The sequence below is a fragment of the Pseudoalteromonas sp. SANK 73390 genome (assembly GCF_054966645.1).
In genome coordinates, this window is record NZ_ARPN01000013.1 from 24,860 (window position 1) to 39,672 (window position 14,813).

General features: G+C 36.0%; 10 protein-coding genes. 7 read left to right on the forward strand and 3 right to left on the reverse strand.

Annotation, left to right across the window (positions count from 1 at the left end; all coding sequences use genetic code 11):
- Nucleotides 1–5 precede the first annotated feature (5 nt).
- Nucleotides 6–1,361 (reverse strand): class II 3-deoxy-7-phosphoheptulonate synthase, encoded by a 1,356-nt coding sequence (locus SANK73390_RS01250; RefSeq protein ID WP_462762534.1) that lies wholly within the window; start codon nucleotides 1,359–1,361, stop codon nucleotides 6–8.
- Between the two features lie 2,350 nt (nucleotides 1,362–3,711).
- On the opposite strand from SANK73390_RS01250, the gene SANK73390_RS01255 reads away from it, so the two are divergent.
- Complete coding sequence (locus SANK73390_RS01255; protein ID WP_462762537.1) at nucleotides 3,712–4,581, forward strand: DNA replication terminus site-binding protein; 870 nt, start codon at nucleotides 3,712–3,714, stop codon at nucleotides 4,579–4,581.
- 32 nt (nucleotides 4,582–4,613) lie between these two features.
- Here the strand turns inward: SANK73390_RS01255 and SANK73390_RS01260 are convergent, their stop codons facing one another.
- Complete coding sequence (locus SANK73390_RS01260) at nucleotides 4,614–5,828, reverse strand: replication protein A (RefSeq protein ID WP_261594930.1); 1,215 nt, start codon at nucleotides 5,826–5,828, stop codon at nucleotides 4,614–4,616.
- A 696-nt stretch (nucleotides 5,829–6,524) separates the two neighbouring features.
- On the opposite strand from SANK73390_RS01260, the gene SANK73390_RS01265 reads away from it, so the two are divergent.
- From SANK73390_RS01265 to SANK73390_RS01275, 3 genes are all read left to right on the forward strand, one after another.
- Complete coding sequence (locus SANK73390_RS01265) at nucleotides 6,525–7,754, forward strand: AAA family ATPase (protein WP_261595326.1); 1,230 nt, start codon at nucleotides 6,525–6,527, stop codon at nucleotides 7,752–7,754.
- A 19-nt stretch (nucleotides 7,755–7,773) separates the two neighbouring features.
- Nucleotides 7,774–8,736 (forward strand): transcriptional regulator, encoded by a 963-nt coding sequence (locus tag SANK73390_RS01270; RefSeq protein WP_462762542.1) that lies wholly within the window; start codon nucleotides 7,774–7,776, stop codon nucleotides 8,734–8,736.
- A 163-nt stretch (nucleotides 8,737–8,899) separates the two neighbouring features.
- Nucleotides 8,900–12,001, forward strand: coding sequence for a DEAD/DEAH box helicase (locus tag SANK73390_RS01275; protein ID WP_462762544.1), 3,102 nt, complete (start codon nucleotides 8,900–8,902; stop codon nucleotides 11,999–12,001).
- 18 nt (nucleotides 12,002–12,019) lie between these two features.
- On the opposite strand, the gene SANK73390_RS01280 is transcribed toward SANK73390_RS01275, so the two are convergent.
- Nucleotides 12,020–12,214, reverse strand: coding sequence for a hypothetical protein (locus SANK73390_RS01280; RefSeq protein WP_462762547.1), 195 nt, complete (start codon nucleotides 12,212–12,214; stop codon nucleotides 12,020–12,022).
- Nucleotides 12,215–12,254: 40 nt separating this feature from the next.
- Here SANK73390_RS01280 and SANK73390_RS01285 point away from each other — a divergent pair, with 40 nt between their 5' ends.
- The 3 genes from SANK73390_RS01285 to SANK73390_RS01295 all read left to right on the forward strand — a co-directional run bounded on the left by SANK73390_RS01285 (nucleotide 12,255) and on the right by SANK73390_RS01295 (nucleotide 14,793).
- Nucleotides 12,255–12,461 carry a hypothetical protein gene (locus SANK73390_RS01285; protein WP_261595330.1) on the forward strand — a complete coding sequence of 69 codons (207 nt, stop codon included), beginning with the start codon at nucleotides 12,255–12,257 and terminating at the stop codon, nucleotides 12,459–12,461.
- An 8-nt stretch (nucleotides 12,462–12,469) separates the two neighbouring features.
- Nucleotides 12,470–13,147 (forward strand): response regulator, encoded by a 678-nt coding sequence (locus SANK73390_RS01290; protein ID WP_261595331.1) that lies wholly within the window; start codon nucleotides 12,470–12,472, stop codon nucleotides 13,145–13,147.
- A 203-nt stretch (nucleotides 13,148–13,350) separates the two neighbouring features.
- Nucleotides 13,351–14,793 (forward strand): DNA recombination protein RmuC, encoded by a 1,443-nt coding sequence (locus tag SANK73390_RS01295; protein WP_462762551.1) that lies wholly within the window; start codon nucleotides 13,351–13,353, stop codon nucleotides 14,791–14,793.
- Nucleotides 14,794–14,813: the final 20 nt, after the last annotated feature.

The following is a 14,813-nucleotide window of genomic DNA, read 5'->3' on the forward strand; positions in this document are numbered from 1 at the left end:
TGATATTATACTTTTTTACGTGCGTCTTTGAGCAAGTCGGCAACTAAAAAGCCTAGTTCTAGCACTTGATCTGCGTTCAAGCGAGGGTCGCATTGCGTACGGTAACGTTGAGCTAGGTCTTCATCTGATAAGCCATATGCGCCACCGGTACATTCAGTAACGTGTTGACCTGTCATTTCTAAATGTACACCACCTGGGTATGAACCTTCAGCTTTATGAACAGCGAAAAACTGACTTATTTCTCGAAGAATATTATTGAAACTTCGGGTCTTATAACCTGTACTGGCTTTTTCGGTATTGCCATGCATTGGATCGGATGACCAAATTACTTTACGACCTTCTTCTTGTACTTTTCTTACTAAGGCTGGTAATTTTTCAGGTAAAATATCTGCCCCCATTCTTGTTATTAGAGTTAATCTTCCAGGTATATTGTCTGGATTAAGTGCATCAATTAATTCAATCAACTCGTCAGGTTTCATACCTGGACCAACTTTTACGCCGATTGGATTTTTTATGCCTCTAAAAAACTCAATATGAGCATGATCCAACTGTCTTGTACGTTCACCAATCCAAACAAAGTGCGCTGAGCAATCATACCAATCACCACTTAAATGGTCTCTGCGTGTTAATGCTTCTTCATAACCAAGGAGCAACGCTTCATGTGATGTATATAGGTCTGTTTCTCGTAAACTAGGCGCTACTGCCGCATTAATGCCACAAACTTCCATAAATTCGAGTGCATCTTGAATTCTATCAGCTAATTGCTGGTATTTTTCTTTCAGTGGGTTGGCTGCTACAAAGCTCATATTCCAGCGGTTGACTTGGTGCAAATCTGCTAAACCGCCCTGTGCAAATGCACGAAGTAGATTAAGCGTTGCTGCACTATGATGGTATGCTGTCATAAGCCTTGCAGGGTCCGGTACTCGCGATTGCTCTGTAAACTCGAAGTTATTAATAATATCACCACGATAAGAAGGTAATGATATTCCTTCAATTGTTTCAAAATCTGATGAACGTGGCTTTGCATATTGACCTGCCATTCTGGCAATTTTAACAACAGGACATTTACCGCCGTAAGTTAATACTACAGCCATTTGCAATAGTGTTTTGAAAGTATCACGGATATTTGCTGCATTAAAATCGGTAAAAGACTCTGCACAGTCTCCACCTTGAAGTAAAAATGACTTTCCTTCGCATACATCTGCTAATTGTTTATATAAGCTACGAGTTTCTTCAGCGAACACAAGTGGTGGTGCATCATTTAATTGTTTTTCAACCTGTTTCAGCGATTGCTGATCCGGGTACTCTGGTTGCTGTACAATTGGAAGGCTTCTCCAACTGTCAGGGTTCCATAATTTCATTTTGTTTCCTCATTCCAAGTAGTGTAACTTCAAGATGAAAGTAACGTATAGACGTCTTTCCTTCAAGAGAAATTTGCATTAACTGGGTTAACAGAGGTAATAAGACAAAGGACAACAAGCAAAAATAAAGAACACATCATACATAATTTCTATTCAAGTTAAATTAGCAATGAAGTGAAATTTAAATAAAACAGACAAATAAGGGAATTTATGTATCAACCACTTTAAGGTACTATGGCTTGTTTTATTTAAATAACTATCAATTTAACATAACGTAAGTAAAGTAAACATGAATATTAAGAGCCTGATACCCATTAAATTTTCAACCAATGGGCATTGCTATTTTTCAAGATTACATAGTTACGCCAATAAAATATTGGCCAAAAACAGAAGGTACATGCAGATTAACCATGTTTCTAATTAACAAAAAAGTTCTTACCTGTGAAAAACACCTATCTGCTGTTGCTAAATCCTCTGGATTTCAAGTCTCCAGTTATTATCGAACATTACTCCTACTCACCTAAAAGCGGTGTTTAAAAACTTATCTTGCCTGCAAGGTGCGAATTTTCAGATATCCATCAAAATCTATGAGCTTATCGGGTTGCAAAATAGGTTATATACCCTTTCATAATCAAATTTAGAAAATTGCATTGAAAGAGTTCGTTATTCATGCGATGTCAAAATTGACTTTAAACACGATACACAAAAATTTTCCCCCAGCCAGAAATACAGCGAGCTTTAATGAATTAACTTTGTTTATTTCTTGTCGTTTTTACTGCTATAGGTCTTGCTTCAATTGATTTGAATATTACTTATGACCTATTTAACCTCAGATCTGGTTAAAGTACCTAATAAATTCAGCATAGCTCTGTCCCACGAGAAGATAAACTTGTTCATCATGTTATTTTGAACCGTCTTTGATCAATGCAACGACTTTGTTACCGTAAAGCTTTCCAAAGAATGTTTGCTAAGATTTTAGCTGGCTGCCAACATAGTAAAGGTTGTAGTTTTTGAAACCATTAATACCACTGATGTAAGTGAATAATGATAGCCATCACTTCTGCAGTTGATAAACGGCAGGCTCTACGGCGCATAATTTCTCCGGTTTCTGGTAACATTAATTGCTAACGCTAAATAAACAATTGATAGGAATCATCGAAATCACAGTAGATTTCAACTAATTTACTCATGCTCATTTCTTTTCAGTCTAATCAAACTTGGTCGAAGGAACGAGCATTTAGTTCCTTTAATTCAGATCAGGTTACTTAATTAACAAGCTCGTGAAAGAAGTATTCCACCTGATGTTGAAAATGATTGAGCCTTTACTCGTCAGTCACATACTAAAAGATATATTTTGGCTTAGATTACTTTGAGCTAATATCTCAAAGTGGCAACTCCTTTTGACCGAATCGTTACATCATCTTATTGTATAGCTGTAAATACTAAAACCTTACAAATATGTATGATAATAAGTCAGTTGACTTAACAGTACTCTGGAAGAGAAATGAATCCGAGTATAGTCTTATCTACCTAGTAAAAAGCGTTCAACTTTGCTTGTTACTAATTTGCAAGGTGCACAGTAATTTTGACTAGTGACTTGATATGTACTCGACTCGCTTATTACATTAGCTAAAGTCATTAAATCGCCTTAAGAACTTTATTACAACATACCCACATATTGCAGAATCATACTGCAAACACCGTGTACTTGAGCTACTAGCGGTAAATTGTAAGCGTCAATATATTGAAAAATAATAACACTTACGGTTTGAAAATAGGGAAAATCACAACAATGAGTTTTCTACTACTATCAGCTTGCATACCACATTAGGGAACCGCTAAGATTATACTTAAAATATCTAGAGCTAAATTTTAAAGTATGATAAGAGATAGAACACATCATACCATATATTTTGAATGTTAAAATAAACATACTGCACATATTGAATTTTCATGCTATCAACGTAAGCTACAAAATAGAACTTAATTGCCTATCATCGTAATGATGATAATTACTAGAAAAATGATTAATAAAAATGTAAAGCTCATTACGACGTTTCACAAAAATATGAAGATAAAAACGATGTAATTATGATTTCAAAGACGATTAAAGTCCAACCCCAAAAATATACTTCAATGAATATTGGAGTATGAACTGTTATGCAAAATGCCATAACTGGATTTTACGGCTTAAAAGTTCAACAAGCTACACCTTAACCTAAGCTCTCAAGTTTATAAATCTTTTAAAGCTACAATTTATTTGATATTCTACTGACAAAGAACACATCATACAACGTGTTCAAAAGAAAAGAAACCCGAGCATAAAACTAAAAGGATGATGTGTTCTAACATGATTAACAAATTTAATATAAAATCACAGTTTGATTTACTTTTTGAACAGCTTTGTTTGTTCTGCGATGAACTTGAAAAAGCACAAATTCAATCAGCTTTATATTTTCAATTACCACCAATTAATAAAGATCAAGAAGATAAAGCACCTACAAATATTAATGTCAAAAAATACAAAGGTGATGAAGCTTTAAATAAAATAGTAAGTGCTTACAAAGATTTGTTTATTGAAAATAAAGCTAGTAGTAAAGTAATGATGCGCCATCCAGGCTTATTAACTATAAATGATTTTAATAACCAATTAATAAACAGATTAAAATGTGTCAATGAGGAAAAACAAAAGTTTAAACAACTAATTTTAGAGATTCCAAACAATGATGCGCGCTTTGAAGCTGTTCATAGTGCAATCCCTTCTTTGATAACTCTTGCTAGCTACAGAAAAATTCACAGTGAAAGTACAGTACCATATTCCGTCAGATTTACTTGGATGACAAAACATGCCACTCGGACTTTATCCAAAGATGCAGCACTAGAAATGCTGTCTCGGTCATCGAACTATTCCAATCCACGTATGATTGACCAGCAATCCTGGCAAGCACTTGTTGAAAAAGAAAAAATTCGAGTAGCTAGTTTGAATGAGAAAAGTAAACTACGAATTCGCAGGCCAACCAGGGTATCTCCAGAAGTCAATGTTCGTTTCACAGCCCAAAAACGATACCATGTTAGTGCGGCATTACCTTTTATTTTATTCAATCCACATCCAGAAACAAAACTGGGTGATTTACCTAATTATGAAAAAAATGACAATCACCCCAGAAAAAAAGCATACAATTTTCTTGTTGATCGTATCTACCTTGAAAAAGTAGATTAAAAAAGGCGCTATATTATATTAGCGCCTTTTAACTATTTCTTGACTATTTCTTCCAGTGTATCTTCATCAATCACTTCCACATTTTCAACAATTCGTTTACCACCTTGAATTTCAATGCGCTTGTTATGTTTATTTAGCGCGAGAATTTCTTCGCAAAATTGAGCAGAAGGATGCATTTCATAAACATAATCAATTATCTTTGCACTTTTATCATCTTTAACATTTGTGATGTTATATTCAGATATAGCACCTTTTTCAATCAAATCTTTCATGGTCGTCGTCATATCACGACGAAGTGCTTTGAGTTTATTCTCGGAAATATCATCAGTTGAGTAAATTGAACCATATTTTTCCATAATCGACAATAATCTAAAATGATATGTCTTACCTGGTGCAGCATAACGCCATAAATGATAAAGCCTAAGCATCATCCAACGCGATAAACCTCGTTTTAATTCCTGCGCACTATTAAAGTAGTAACCCTTATACTCTAAGTTATCTATCATGTTGTGAACAAATGCATTTAAACATGCCACACACTTTATATTACCGCCCTGTCCTTTTTTACCACTAAAATGCAATGATGATAAAAAGTTCATATTTGATTCATAAAAAGAGTCGTCAATATCTGAATTTTTCGTATCAGTTGCTGAATACTTAAATGACAATTTTGAGCCCTGCAATGCCTCTAATGATTCTTTAATTTGGGGATAAGGCATTGACTGACCGACAGCTTTAAGCTCCTGAGCTAGCTCATTCATTGAAAAAATAACAGCGTATTGAATACCAGATTTAAAATTTATTTTGACAATCTTGCCCTTTGATGCCAAACGAATAAGTGCTCGCTCAACTTTTTCTTCTCTATCTGATGGCCATACTAAATATTCTATATCGTCACCGTCTTTTTTAGTACTGACAACTGCAGGTGTAATTTTTATCTCACCTTCATATAAAATACCATCGACTTTTTCAGAGATACGACGAGTAATAATCGTTTTTTTAGGCGCTTCCTCTAAAGGTAATTTTTTATGTCCAGAGCGAACAAAGCGGCCCCAAAGATCATAGTGATTAAAGGTGTTTGAGTACGCCCTCAAGCCATGAGCTGCGTTTTCAATAGATATACGAACATCTTTGTTATCAGTAAATAACGCTAAACTCTCGTTATCAATGGCACTTTCCACACCATGGATCTGGCCTCGCAACGAATCTGGTAGGTTATCTACTGAGATGTTCACCTTTCGGCTCATTATTCTACTTCCAAAATATTATGACAGCTTATAACAACATATTCATAGACAAAAGTTAATGGCTATTGTTAGTAAAAATCTGATCTCATCTAAATTATTTATTACAGATCTAATTTTTACTAACTCTTTCAAACTACAGATCGATTTTATACTAACAAAAGCCACTGCAGCGCCTTTCTTTCTCGTTTTTTTTCAAAAAACAACAGTAAACCTCTGATTTTCAATATCACTGTGTATAACTTTTGTTCTTCTAAGTATAGATCAGATCTATACTTAGAAAAGATCAGATCTATATCTACTAAAACAATAACGAAGGCTAAATAATGTTAGTAAACTATTGATTTACCTTAGTATAAACTTGATCTAGCACATTAAGTTTGTGAGTAAAGCTGTTGATAAGCTGTTACCAAAATAAAAGATTAACTTATTCTTAGTAAAAAGCTGATCTGTGACTAAGTAAAGATCCGATCTTTACTGCGTTAAAACATGATCTGAAAGATGTTAACTTTATTATATTTATCAGTATGTTATATATAATAAAGTTCTCTTTAACCTTTATTACCTTTATTCTTAACCATACTTAACCTTATTTATTTATTCTTAAGTCAATAAAAAATACAATGTCTGTCTATTTTATTGTTTACTACTCATTTGATGGACATTATAATGTTAGCTATCAAGTAAAGGATATTGTGTATGTCAATTAATAATAAAGCACTGTCAACTTATAGCCTATTAAAAGCGACTGCCGAAGTGGCTGAGCAGTCCTTAGAAGGTCGAATACAGCATTATAGAGCACATTTAAAAACAGACGAGAAAGAGCTTAGAACCTATACACAAAAAGCTGCCGCTGACTTGCTCGGTTGCAATAATAGAACATTAAAAAGGAGACATGATCAAGGCGACTTTGACCATTTGAATATCCAAAAAGGAGCCAATGGACATTATGCCTATACACTGTCCAATATTTTTGCAATGGCAGAAATTATGGGAGTGACTTCCGATCAAAGAAAAGAAAGTGATAAACTTCAAGTTATCGTTATTAATTCATTAAAAGGTGGATGTGGAAAAACCACATCTCTAGTTAATATTGCTGCTGCACTTGCAACAACAAACATTAAGCGTTACCGCATTGGCATTATTGATTTAGATCCACAGGGATCATCTTCTAGCTTTTTCCCACCAGATGATCCAGAGCCTATAACGGTTGGTGATTTAATGCGTGATTGTATAGAGCTTGAACCTGACGAAACATGGAGAGATGTTGTTGCTAATGCCTTTCAAACAACCCATATTCCAAATATAAGAGTACTTCCATCTGGAATGGATGATTTTTATTTTGAACATGAAACAGCCACTGAACTTAAAGAAAGTTCAAGTTATGAACAAACTCGCCATTACCATAAATTATATGAAAAAGTGATAGAACCCGTCGAAGATCAATTTGATATTTTACTAATTGATACTGCTCCTTCACTTAATTTTATGTTTTATAATGCACTTATGGCCTCTACAGCAATGTTAATACCTGTTCATCCAGAAGCCGTAGATTTTGATGCTAACAACAAATATTTAAAACGTTTGGGTGAGATTTATCATACAGTAGCAGCACTTGGTCATGATGGTTGGGACTTTATGCAGTTTTTAGTCACTAATTACGTTAAAGGCAATCATTCACAAAGAGATATTGTTAAAGATGTTCGTAGTGCATTTGGCCGTCAAGTAATGAGTTACCCAATCAATCATAGCTCAGCGATTACTGCCAGTTCATCTTCTTTTAATACAATTTTTGACCAGAAAACATCAGATAGCTTAGCTAGCAGAGAAGCATTATTAAAAGCTCAAGAAAATATAAAAGACGTTGTTGATGAATTAGAAATGCTAATTCGCTCGAATTGGCCTTCAACTCAATCATCATTAACGTAGTAAGAACAAAGGTTTACTAATGGCTAAAAAACGTAAGAATGATACACGACTAGACCCGTTTGCTTCCCCAGTTGAAGGCAGCAGTTTAGATGATCTATTAGATCAAGCAAAAGTTGGTGACGTGATCACTATGCCAGCACCAAGCGATCCTAATAGAACGATCACATTAACGTGTCATGTGATCAAACATAAAGAAATTGAACTTAAAACTAAAGTCTATGGGCAAAACCGACGTGAACAATCACTACTAAACGAACGTTCAGTTGCAGATATACTGCCAGCAATTAAAAATGATAAACGCAATTTGCATCCGGCGTTATGCTGGGAACAGAATAGTATTCAATGGGTCCTGTCTGGTTCAAGGCGCCGCAAAGCATGCATATTTGGCAGTGCTGATTACGTAGTCTTGTCGTCAAGTGATTTTACAGAAAACGATGCTAAGCTACTTGCTGTTTCATCAGATCAATATATTGCCCCAAGTTTATGGGAACTTGGTCAAGCATATGCTGGAACAAAGCAAAAGCTACAAGAGCAAGGGAAAAAGGGCTCCTTTAGAGAAATTGCAGCCATAGAAGGTGTATCTCATACCGCAATAGCTGATGCGATAAAAGCCTATGAACAAATACCAAAAAGTGTTTTAAATGTATATCCAACAGCAAATCATGTTGGCCGAGAAGCCGCAAAAAAAATAATTGAAGCTATTAATATTGAGCCACACTTATTTCAATTGATGTTAGAAGAACTGGCGAATCAAGCATTTATGCTAGAGCCCATGAGTGACGAAAAAAGAGCTTTATTAATCACAAAATACTTAACAACTTTTGAAGAAAAATCCCATCGCAATGAGTCACTATTAGAAAGTAACTTCGTAAAAGTACAAAGGAGTTTGAAAAGTGGGGATGTCACGATAAAAATAGATAATCGTGTTCTTACAGATAAACGCCTTGAACAACTACAAAAAATTCTTTCAAATTATAATTAGTATTTTTTACCAAGCAACAGCAAAATGTTGCTTGGGTCTTCACTTATTTTATTTATCTCTGATCCAACCAGTGAAATAGCGTCGTTTATTACCTACCTACCCCTTTTGCTTACAAGCGCAATCCCATATACTGGGCAGATAGGTAAATTTTAATGTTGTGCTGATGTCTACGCAGTTGTCCAAAGAACAGTTATTTGCTTTGTTTGAAGAAATTAAACAGGAGCAAGCGAGCCAATTCCCACTTTCTGAACGCTTTTTAAAGCAGTATTTTAACGCTCAAATGCTAAGTAAAGCAAAAGAGTATCTTAATGATTCTCAGATCAGCTTTTTAGAGCATAATAATGATTTTTCTAAAATTGATGCCCAAATTATAGGTAATCAAGGTAATACTTTTTCTCAGCACATTAGTATGGTTCATAAGAACAATACTATTCGTGTTAACGCGCAATGTACTTGTTCAAGTAATAACAAATGTCGTCATATAGCTGCTGTATTATTGAAATTAAAAATTGAGCACTCAGGTGGTTTTGGCGAAGCGTATTTGGTGAATGATTGGTTTAATGAACTTGAACAATTGCAGTCTCCAAAGTTAAGTGAAGCTAACAATGTATTACTATTTTCCCTTGAAATGCACGGATCAGAACTATTACTTGCTCCAAAGGTAAGTCCTTTAAAACCTGACGGTGTATACCCATTAGGTCGCGCTCTTACTGAACATCAACTTACTAGCCAACTGCCACCCGCAGGCGTTTTAGATGATGATTTTAGGTTATTTACTTGGGTACGTTCTCAAAACTCACCAGGGCATTATGAACTAAATGGCGCATGGGGTCACACTGCATTGCAACAATTACTGCAAACTAATCGGTTGTACTTTCAAACTAACAGAACCCCTTTAGCCGCAGCCCATCAACAAAGTTTACAGTTTGTTTGGCAGCAAAATAGTAAACTCGTGCAGCTCAAAGCTGAGTTATCTAATACAGAGCAATGGGTGCTTATTAAAACTGATCCGCCTTATTATTTAGATACAGAAAAAATGCTGATAGGGCCGATTAACTCAGAGCTCAATAGTCATGAAATAGCTCATTTGTTGACTATGCCAACAGTACCAGCAGAACAACTAGAGCAAGTTTATCAACGTTTCGCTCAATTGTTCTGTGCCGATGTTATAGAGCCTCCTAAAGGTGTTGCTAGCAATATAGCAAGAAACACCCTAAGCAGCCGCCTGAGAGCCTTTGATACAGTAGATGGCGTACGCTTTGAACTTAATTTAGATGACGTGATTAAATTATCGAAAAAGGATTTAGCAAAACAACATAAGCGATGTGAGCAAATACTTTCAGGAATGGGTCTAGTGAGTAAGGATAAGCTGTTCAGTTTACCTGTTGATAATGAACAAGCTTATCATTGGTTTAATAATGAAGTACGACCACAATTATTAAACAAAGGTTGGGGTGTAGATGAATTAGTTACAAACGTGTCGGTTGTTGAACCTATTGTATCGCTATTATTGCGTAGGGATAAACAGCATCACATTTTAGGCAAAGTTCAGTTTGATGATAAAACGGTATTACTTGATTGGGACACTAAACCACGTGCTGAACTCAATGAGTTAGCAAATAAATATCAATACATAAAAATAGCCGATCAATCTTATGCTATTGATTATGAAGTTTTTTCAAGGTTATTAAATCTAAAATTCCGCTTTAGCTATTATTTATCTAATAGCCAATTTAAATTTCCACTGTACTTTGCCAAAGAGCTATTTGCGTTAAATAATATTGCGATTAATTGCGATGACTCAAGACTCATTGACTATTTAGATGAACTTAAAAACCCACCTCTTTCATCTAGTGTTATCCCTGCTAGTACGAGCCAAGCGTTTACATTGAGAGATTATCAAGAGCAGGGAGTCAATTGGCTAAAGTTCTTGAATCGACACCAATTGGGCGGCATTTTAGCTGATGATATGGGGCTTGGAAAAACACTTCAGGTTATTGCTTACTTCATTACTCAACATAACACTTTAGTGAATAGACCGAGCCTTATAGTGTGTCCGACAAGTTTAGTCGGAAACTGGCAAAGTGAGTTCGCGCGTTTTGCACCACATTTAACCCTGACAACGGTGCATGGTAGCAATAGAGAAGCATACCTTTGCGAGCTCCCCTCGGCCAAATTTATTTTAACAACCTACCCGCTTTTAAAACGAGATATAGCGCATTATAAAGGCCTTGAATTTGATTCTATTGTGTTAGATGAAGCACAATATATTAAGAATGAGTCTGCGCAAATATCTAAATGTGTAAAACAACTAAAAGCACAGTTTAAGCTTTGTTTAAGTGGTACGCCCGTTGAGAACAACTTATTAGAACTTAAGTCATTATTGGATTTTGTCATGCCTGATATTTTAGGGACTCGTCAACAATTTAAGCAATATTTTCAATACCCGATAGAGAAAGAACAAAATCGAGAACGTGCTAGAGAACTACACGCGGTTATTGCGCCATTTATATTGCGCCGAACTAAGGCGCAAGTGGTTAAAGAACTCCCTGATAAAACAGAGCTTATAAAAGAACTTGAGTTTTCAGCAGGCCAAGCTCAGTTGTACAGAAATGTTCAGGATCAGGTTGAAAATAGCCTATTGAACTTATTTAAAGAGCAAGGTGTACAACGCAGTAAGTTGCTGTTTTTAGATGCGCTATTAAAGCTCAGACAAATTTGTTGTCATCCGGTATTGGTTGATAGTCAAAATCAGGCGTCTAGTGCCAAACTTGATTGGTTGGAAAAACACCTTCCTGTAATGTTAGAGCAAGGCCGTAAAGTAATCATATTTAGTCAGTTTACAACGGTGTTAGATTTGATAGCACAGCAATGTGATCAGCAACAACTTCCTTTCAGTATGCTCACTGGACAAACTCGGCAGCGGGATAAGGTGATCAGTGAGTTTACACAAGGCAAACACAATGTATTTTTGATCAGTTTAAAAGCGGGAGGAACAGGGTTAAATCTTACACAAGCAGACACCGTAATACATTTTGATCCTTGGTGGAACCCTGCCGTTGAAAACCAAGCCACTGACCGAGCATATCGTATAGGGCAGGATAAACCAGTGTTTGTTTATAAGCTTATTATGGCTAATTCGATTGAGCAGAAAGTGTTTAATATGCAACGACAAAAACAAGCGCTTGTAGATGCACTATTTGAAGATAAAGCAATGAATTTAAGTCAGTTTGATGAAGAGCAAATGCTATCACTGCTTCGATAATTTCACTTTTTTTGAATATTAATAAATAGTTTTGAACTTAATGATATTATCTGGGTCTATTAATATGCTTGTTAGTAGTAATAAGCATTTGTTGATTCCCCCTTGATTACCATTTTGTAATAAGCCAGCGAAAGCTGGCTTTTTGTTTTGTGTCATTCTAACTATCACAATTCCTTCCATATTTGCTCCATATTGTGTTGTTTTAATAGCCATACTAAAGCTTTGATTCAATTATTTATAATATGGAAATGTCATGATGGGCCAGCAGAAGTCAGATGTTAGTTTAAATTTTATAGAACCCTTATCACAAAGTGATTATTATTTACTGGACGAAGTGGCAACGAGTGAAGATCTCGATAGTATTCTAGTAATGCTATTATTAGATGATACCTTGTCTGACTCATTACGTCGCAAGGTGAATAAACAGTTAAAAACAACACGAAATATTACCGCTATTTAAGAGGGTCTATGCACCATATCCTAATTGTTGAAGATGACTTTGATATTGCCGAGCAACTCATGTTGTTTTTTAAAGCATCTGGATTCAATACTTCTCATATCGCTGATGGCGCAAAGGTGGTTACATGGGTACAAGAAAACCAGCCTGATGCCATTATTATGGATATTATGCTCCCCAATCAAGATGGCGTTACATGTATGAAACAAATTCGGCAATTTTCAATGGTTCCAATTGTGATGGTGACAGCAAAAGTAGCAGAAGCGGATAGACTAAAAGGGTTAGAGTTTGGTGCTGATGACTATGTGTGTAAGCCTTTTAGCGCAGCTGAGTTAGTTATGCGTATAAAAGCTATCCTTAGGCGTTGTGTACCCAATGATGAAGTGCAACAAAAAGTGGTTGTCAATGAACCCCAGCTTGCAATAACAATTGCTGGGCATGCTTTAGTATTGACGAAAGTGGAGTTTGATGTTTTTCTCTTGTTATATAACTCACCGCGTAGAGTCTTTTCTCGTCAGCAAATTTTAGATCATATTCAGCCAGACAACTTTGATATTTCTGATCGTGTTATTGATAGTCACATCAAAAATATACGTAAAAAAATAAAGCTGTTAGGATTTTCTGCAAAGCTAATTGGCTCGGTATACGGTGCAGGTTATCGTTATGATGCACAACAGCTTGAGGAGTGAGCAACAGACCCAAATAACGTTTTAAAAATAATTAAGTTATTGCCGTATATCCCGCCTTCACAAAACCCAACTCACCCGATTGCCACAGAGCAATAAAGTAGATGAGCACGTAAACCTCTTAATCAAGGCTCCGGTTATTTAAGTGCTTGTAACGGTTGATTAAGGTATTATCAAATATACGAATTATATCTTTGAGATAGTGTATGTTTGAAGCTATTGTGTCGCAAATAAGTTGGTCGCATATTGTCTTGGTAGGAAGCGGTGCTTTTGTAGTTGTTCCTTGGTATATTTTACAGCAGCAAAAGCTGGTATCTCAAATAGCCATGCATGAGCAGCGTCTTGCAGCAGAAAGTGAAAAAATAGCAGAGCTCAATCTCCAAACTCAACAACTACAAGCTGAAAAGCTACAACTTCATGGTCATTGCCAGCAATATCAAGCACGCTTAAATGAGAAGCAGCTGCAAGCTAACCAATACCAGCAGCTATGGCAGCAAAGTGAGCAGTCGCTAGCACAAAGCACAGAGCAATCTCATTGTTTAGAAATTGAACTGACAGATATTAAAACAACGTTGGAACAAAAACAGCAAGCATTTGATGCACAAATCGCACAGTTAGAAAAATCGAAAGCTATTTTAAAGCAAGAATTTGAAAACATTGCTAATCAAATATTTGAAGAAAAAACCGCCCGTTTTAATTCTCATAGCCAAGAACGAATTAGTCAATTATTGCAACCAATGCAAGGTGAACTCAAAGGCTTTCGTGACAAAATGGAAGCTATTCACAGTGAAGAATTAAAACAACGCGCATCGCTTAAAACTGAACTGATGCACTTACAAGCTAATAATAAATCAATTACTGAGCAAGCTGATAGATTGACCAATGCGTTGCAAGGGCAAAAGAAAACTCAAGGGAATTGGGGAGAGTTGATGCTGGAAAATGTGCTCGACAGTGCTGGTTTGCGTGCGGGCTATGATTACAAGAGAGAGGTGTCGTTTGCTACTGAACATGGTAAATTTCGTCCAGATGTCATTGTATATTTACCGCAACAGCGACATTTGGTGATTGATGCAAAAACCTCTCTTAATGCTTACACTCGTTATGTCAATGCAGATTCCCAAGCTCTTGCACAAGAAGCGTTGGTTGAGCACTGTCAGGCAGTGCAATCAAGAATTAAAGAGCTCGGTGATAAGTCATATGAGCGATTACCAGGTCTTAATTCCCCTGAGGTTGTTATTATGTTCATTCCTGTTGAGTCTGCATTTGTTGAAGCCATTAAGCACAATCCTCAGTTGTATCAGCAAGCACTTGATATGAACGTGTTGGTAGCAACTCCGACAACATTACTAACGAGCCTCAATATTGTTAAGCAACTGTGGAAGTTTGAAGCGCAAAGTAAACATAGCCGAGAGCTTGCATTACGAGCTGAAAAATTTTACAACAAACTAAATGCGTTTTTACACAGTATGGATGGGGTAGGAGTACAGCTTGACAAGGCAAAAGAAAATTATGATAAAGCATTTGCGCAGTTATACAGTGGGAAGGGTAACCTAATTAAGCAAGCATCAGAGTTCAAGGAGTTAGGTGTTTCGGTAAGTAAATCGTTACCTGCAGAGTTAGTCGAAAAATCGCGATTAGAGCTAGAGTAGCATGGCCTCCTAAGTTGAGG

Coding starts and splice junctions, on each gene's coding strand:
- SANK73390_RS01250 (WP_462762534.1), bottom strand. CDS start 1,361: ATGAAATTATGGAACCCTGACAGTTGGAGAAGCCTTCCAATTGTACAG.
- SANK73390_RS01255 (WP_462762537.1), top strand. CDS start 3,712: ATGATTAACAAATTTAATATAAAATCACAGTTTGATTTACTTTTTGAA.
- SANK73390_RS01260 (WP_261594930.1), bottom strand. CDS start 5,828: ATGAGCCGAAAGGTGAACATCTCAGTAGATAACCTACCAGATTCGTTG.
- SANK73390_RS01265 (WP_261595326.1), top strand. CDS start 6,525: ATGTCAATTAATAATAAAGCACTGTCAACTTATAGCCTATTAAAAGCG.
- SANK73390_RS01270 (WP_462762542.1), top strand. CDS start 7,774: ATGGCTAAAAAACGTAAGAATGATACACGACTAGACCCGTTTGCTTCC.
- SANK73390_RS01275 (WP_462762544.1), top strand. CDS start 8,900: ATGTCTACGCAGTTGTCCAAAGAACAGTTATTTGCTTTGTTTGAAGAA.
- SANK73390_RS01280 (WP_462762547.1), bottom strand. CDS start 12,214: ATGGCTATTAAAACAACACAATATGGAGCAAATATGGAAGGAATTGTG.
- SANK73390_RS01285 (WP_261595330.1), top strand. CDS start 12,255: ATGATGGGCCAGCAGAAGTCAGATGTTAGTTTAAATTTTATAGAACCC.
- SANK73390_RS01290 (WP_261595331.1), top strand. CDS start 12,470: ATGCACCATATCCTAATTGTTGAAGATGACTTTGATATTGCCGAGCAA.
- SANK73390_RS01295 (WP_462762551.1), top strand. CDS start 13,351: ATGTTTGAAGCTATTGTGTCGCAAATAAGTTGGTCGCATATTGTCTTG.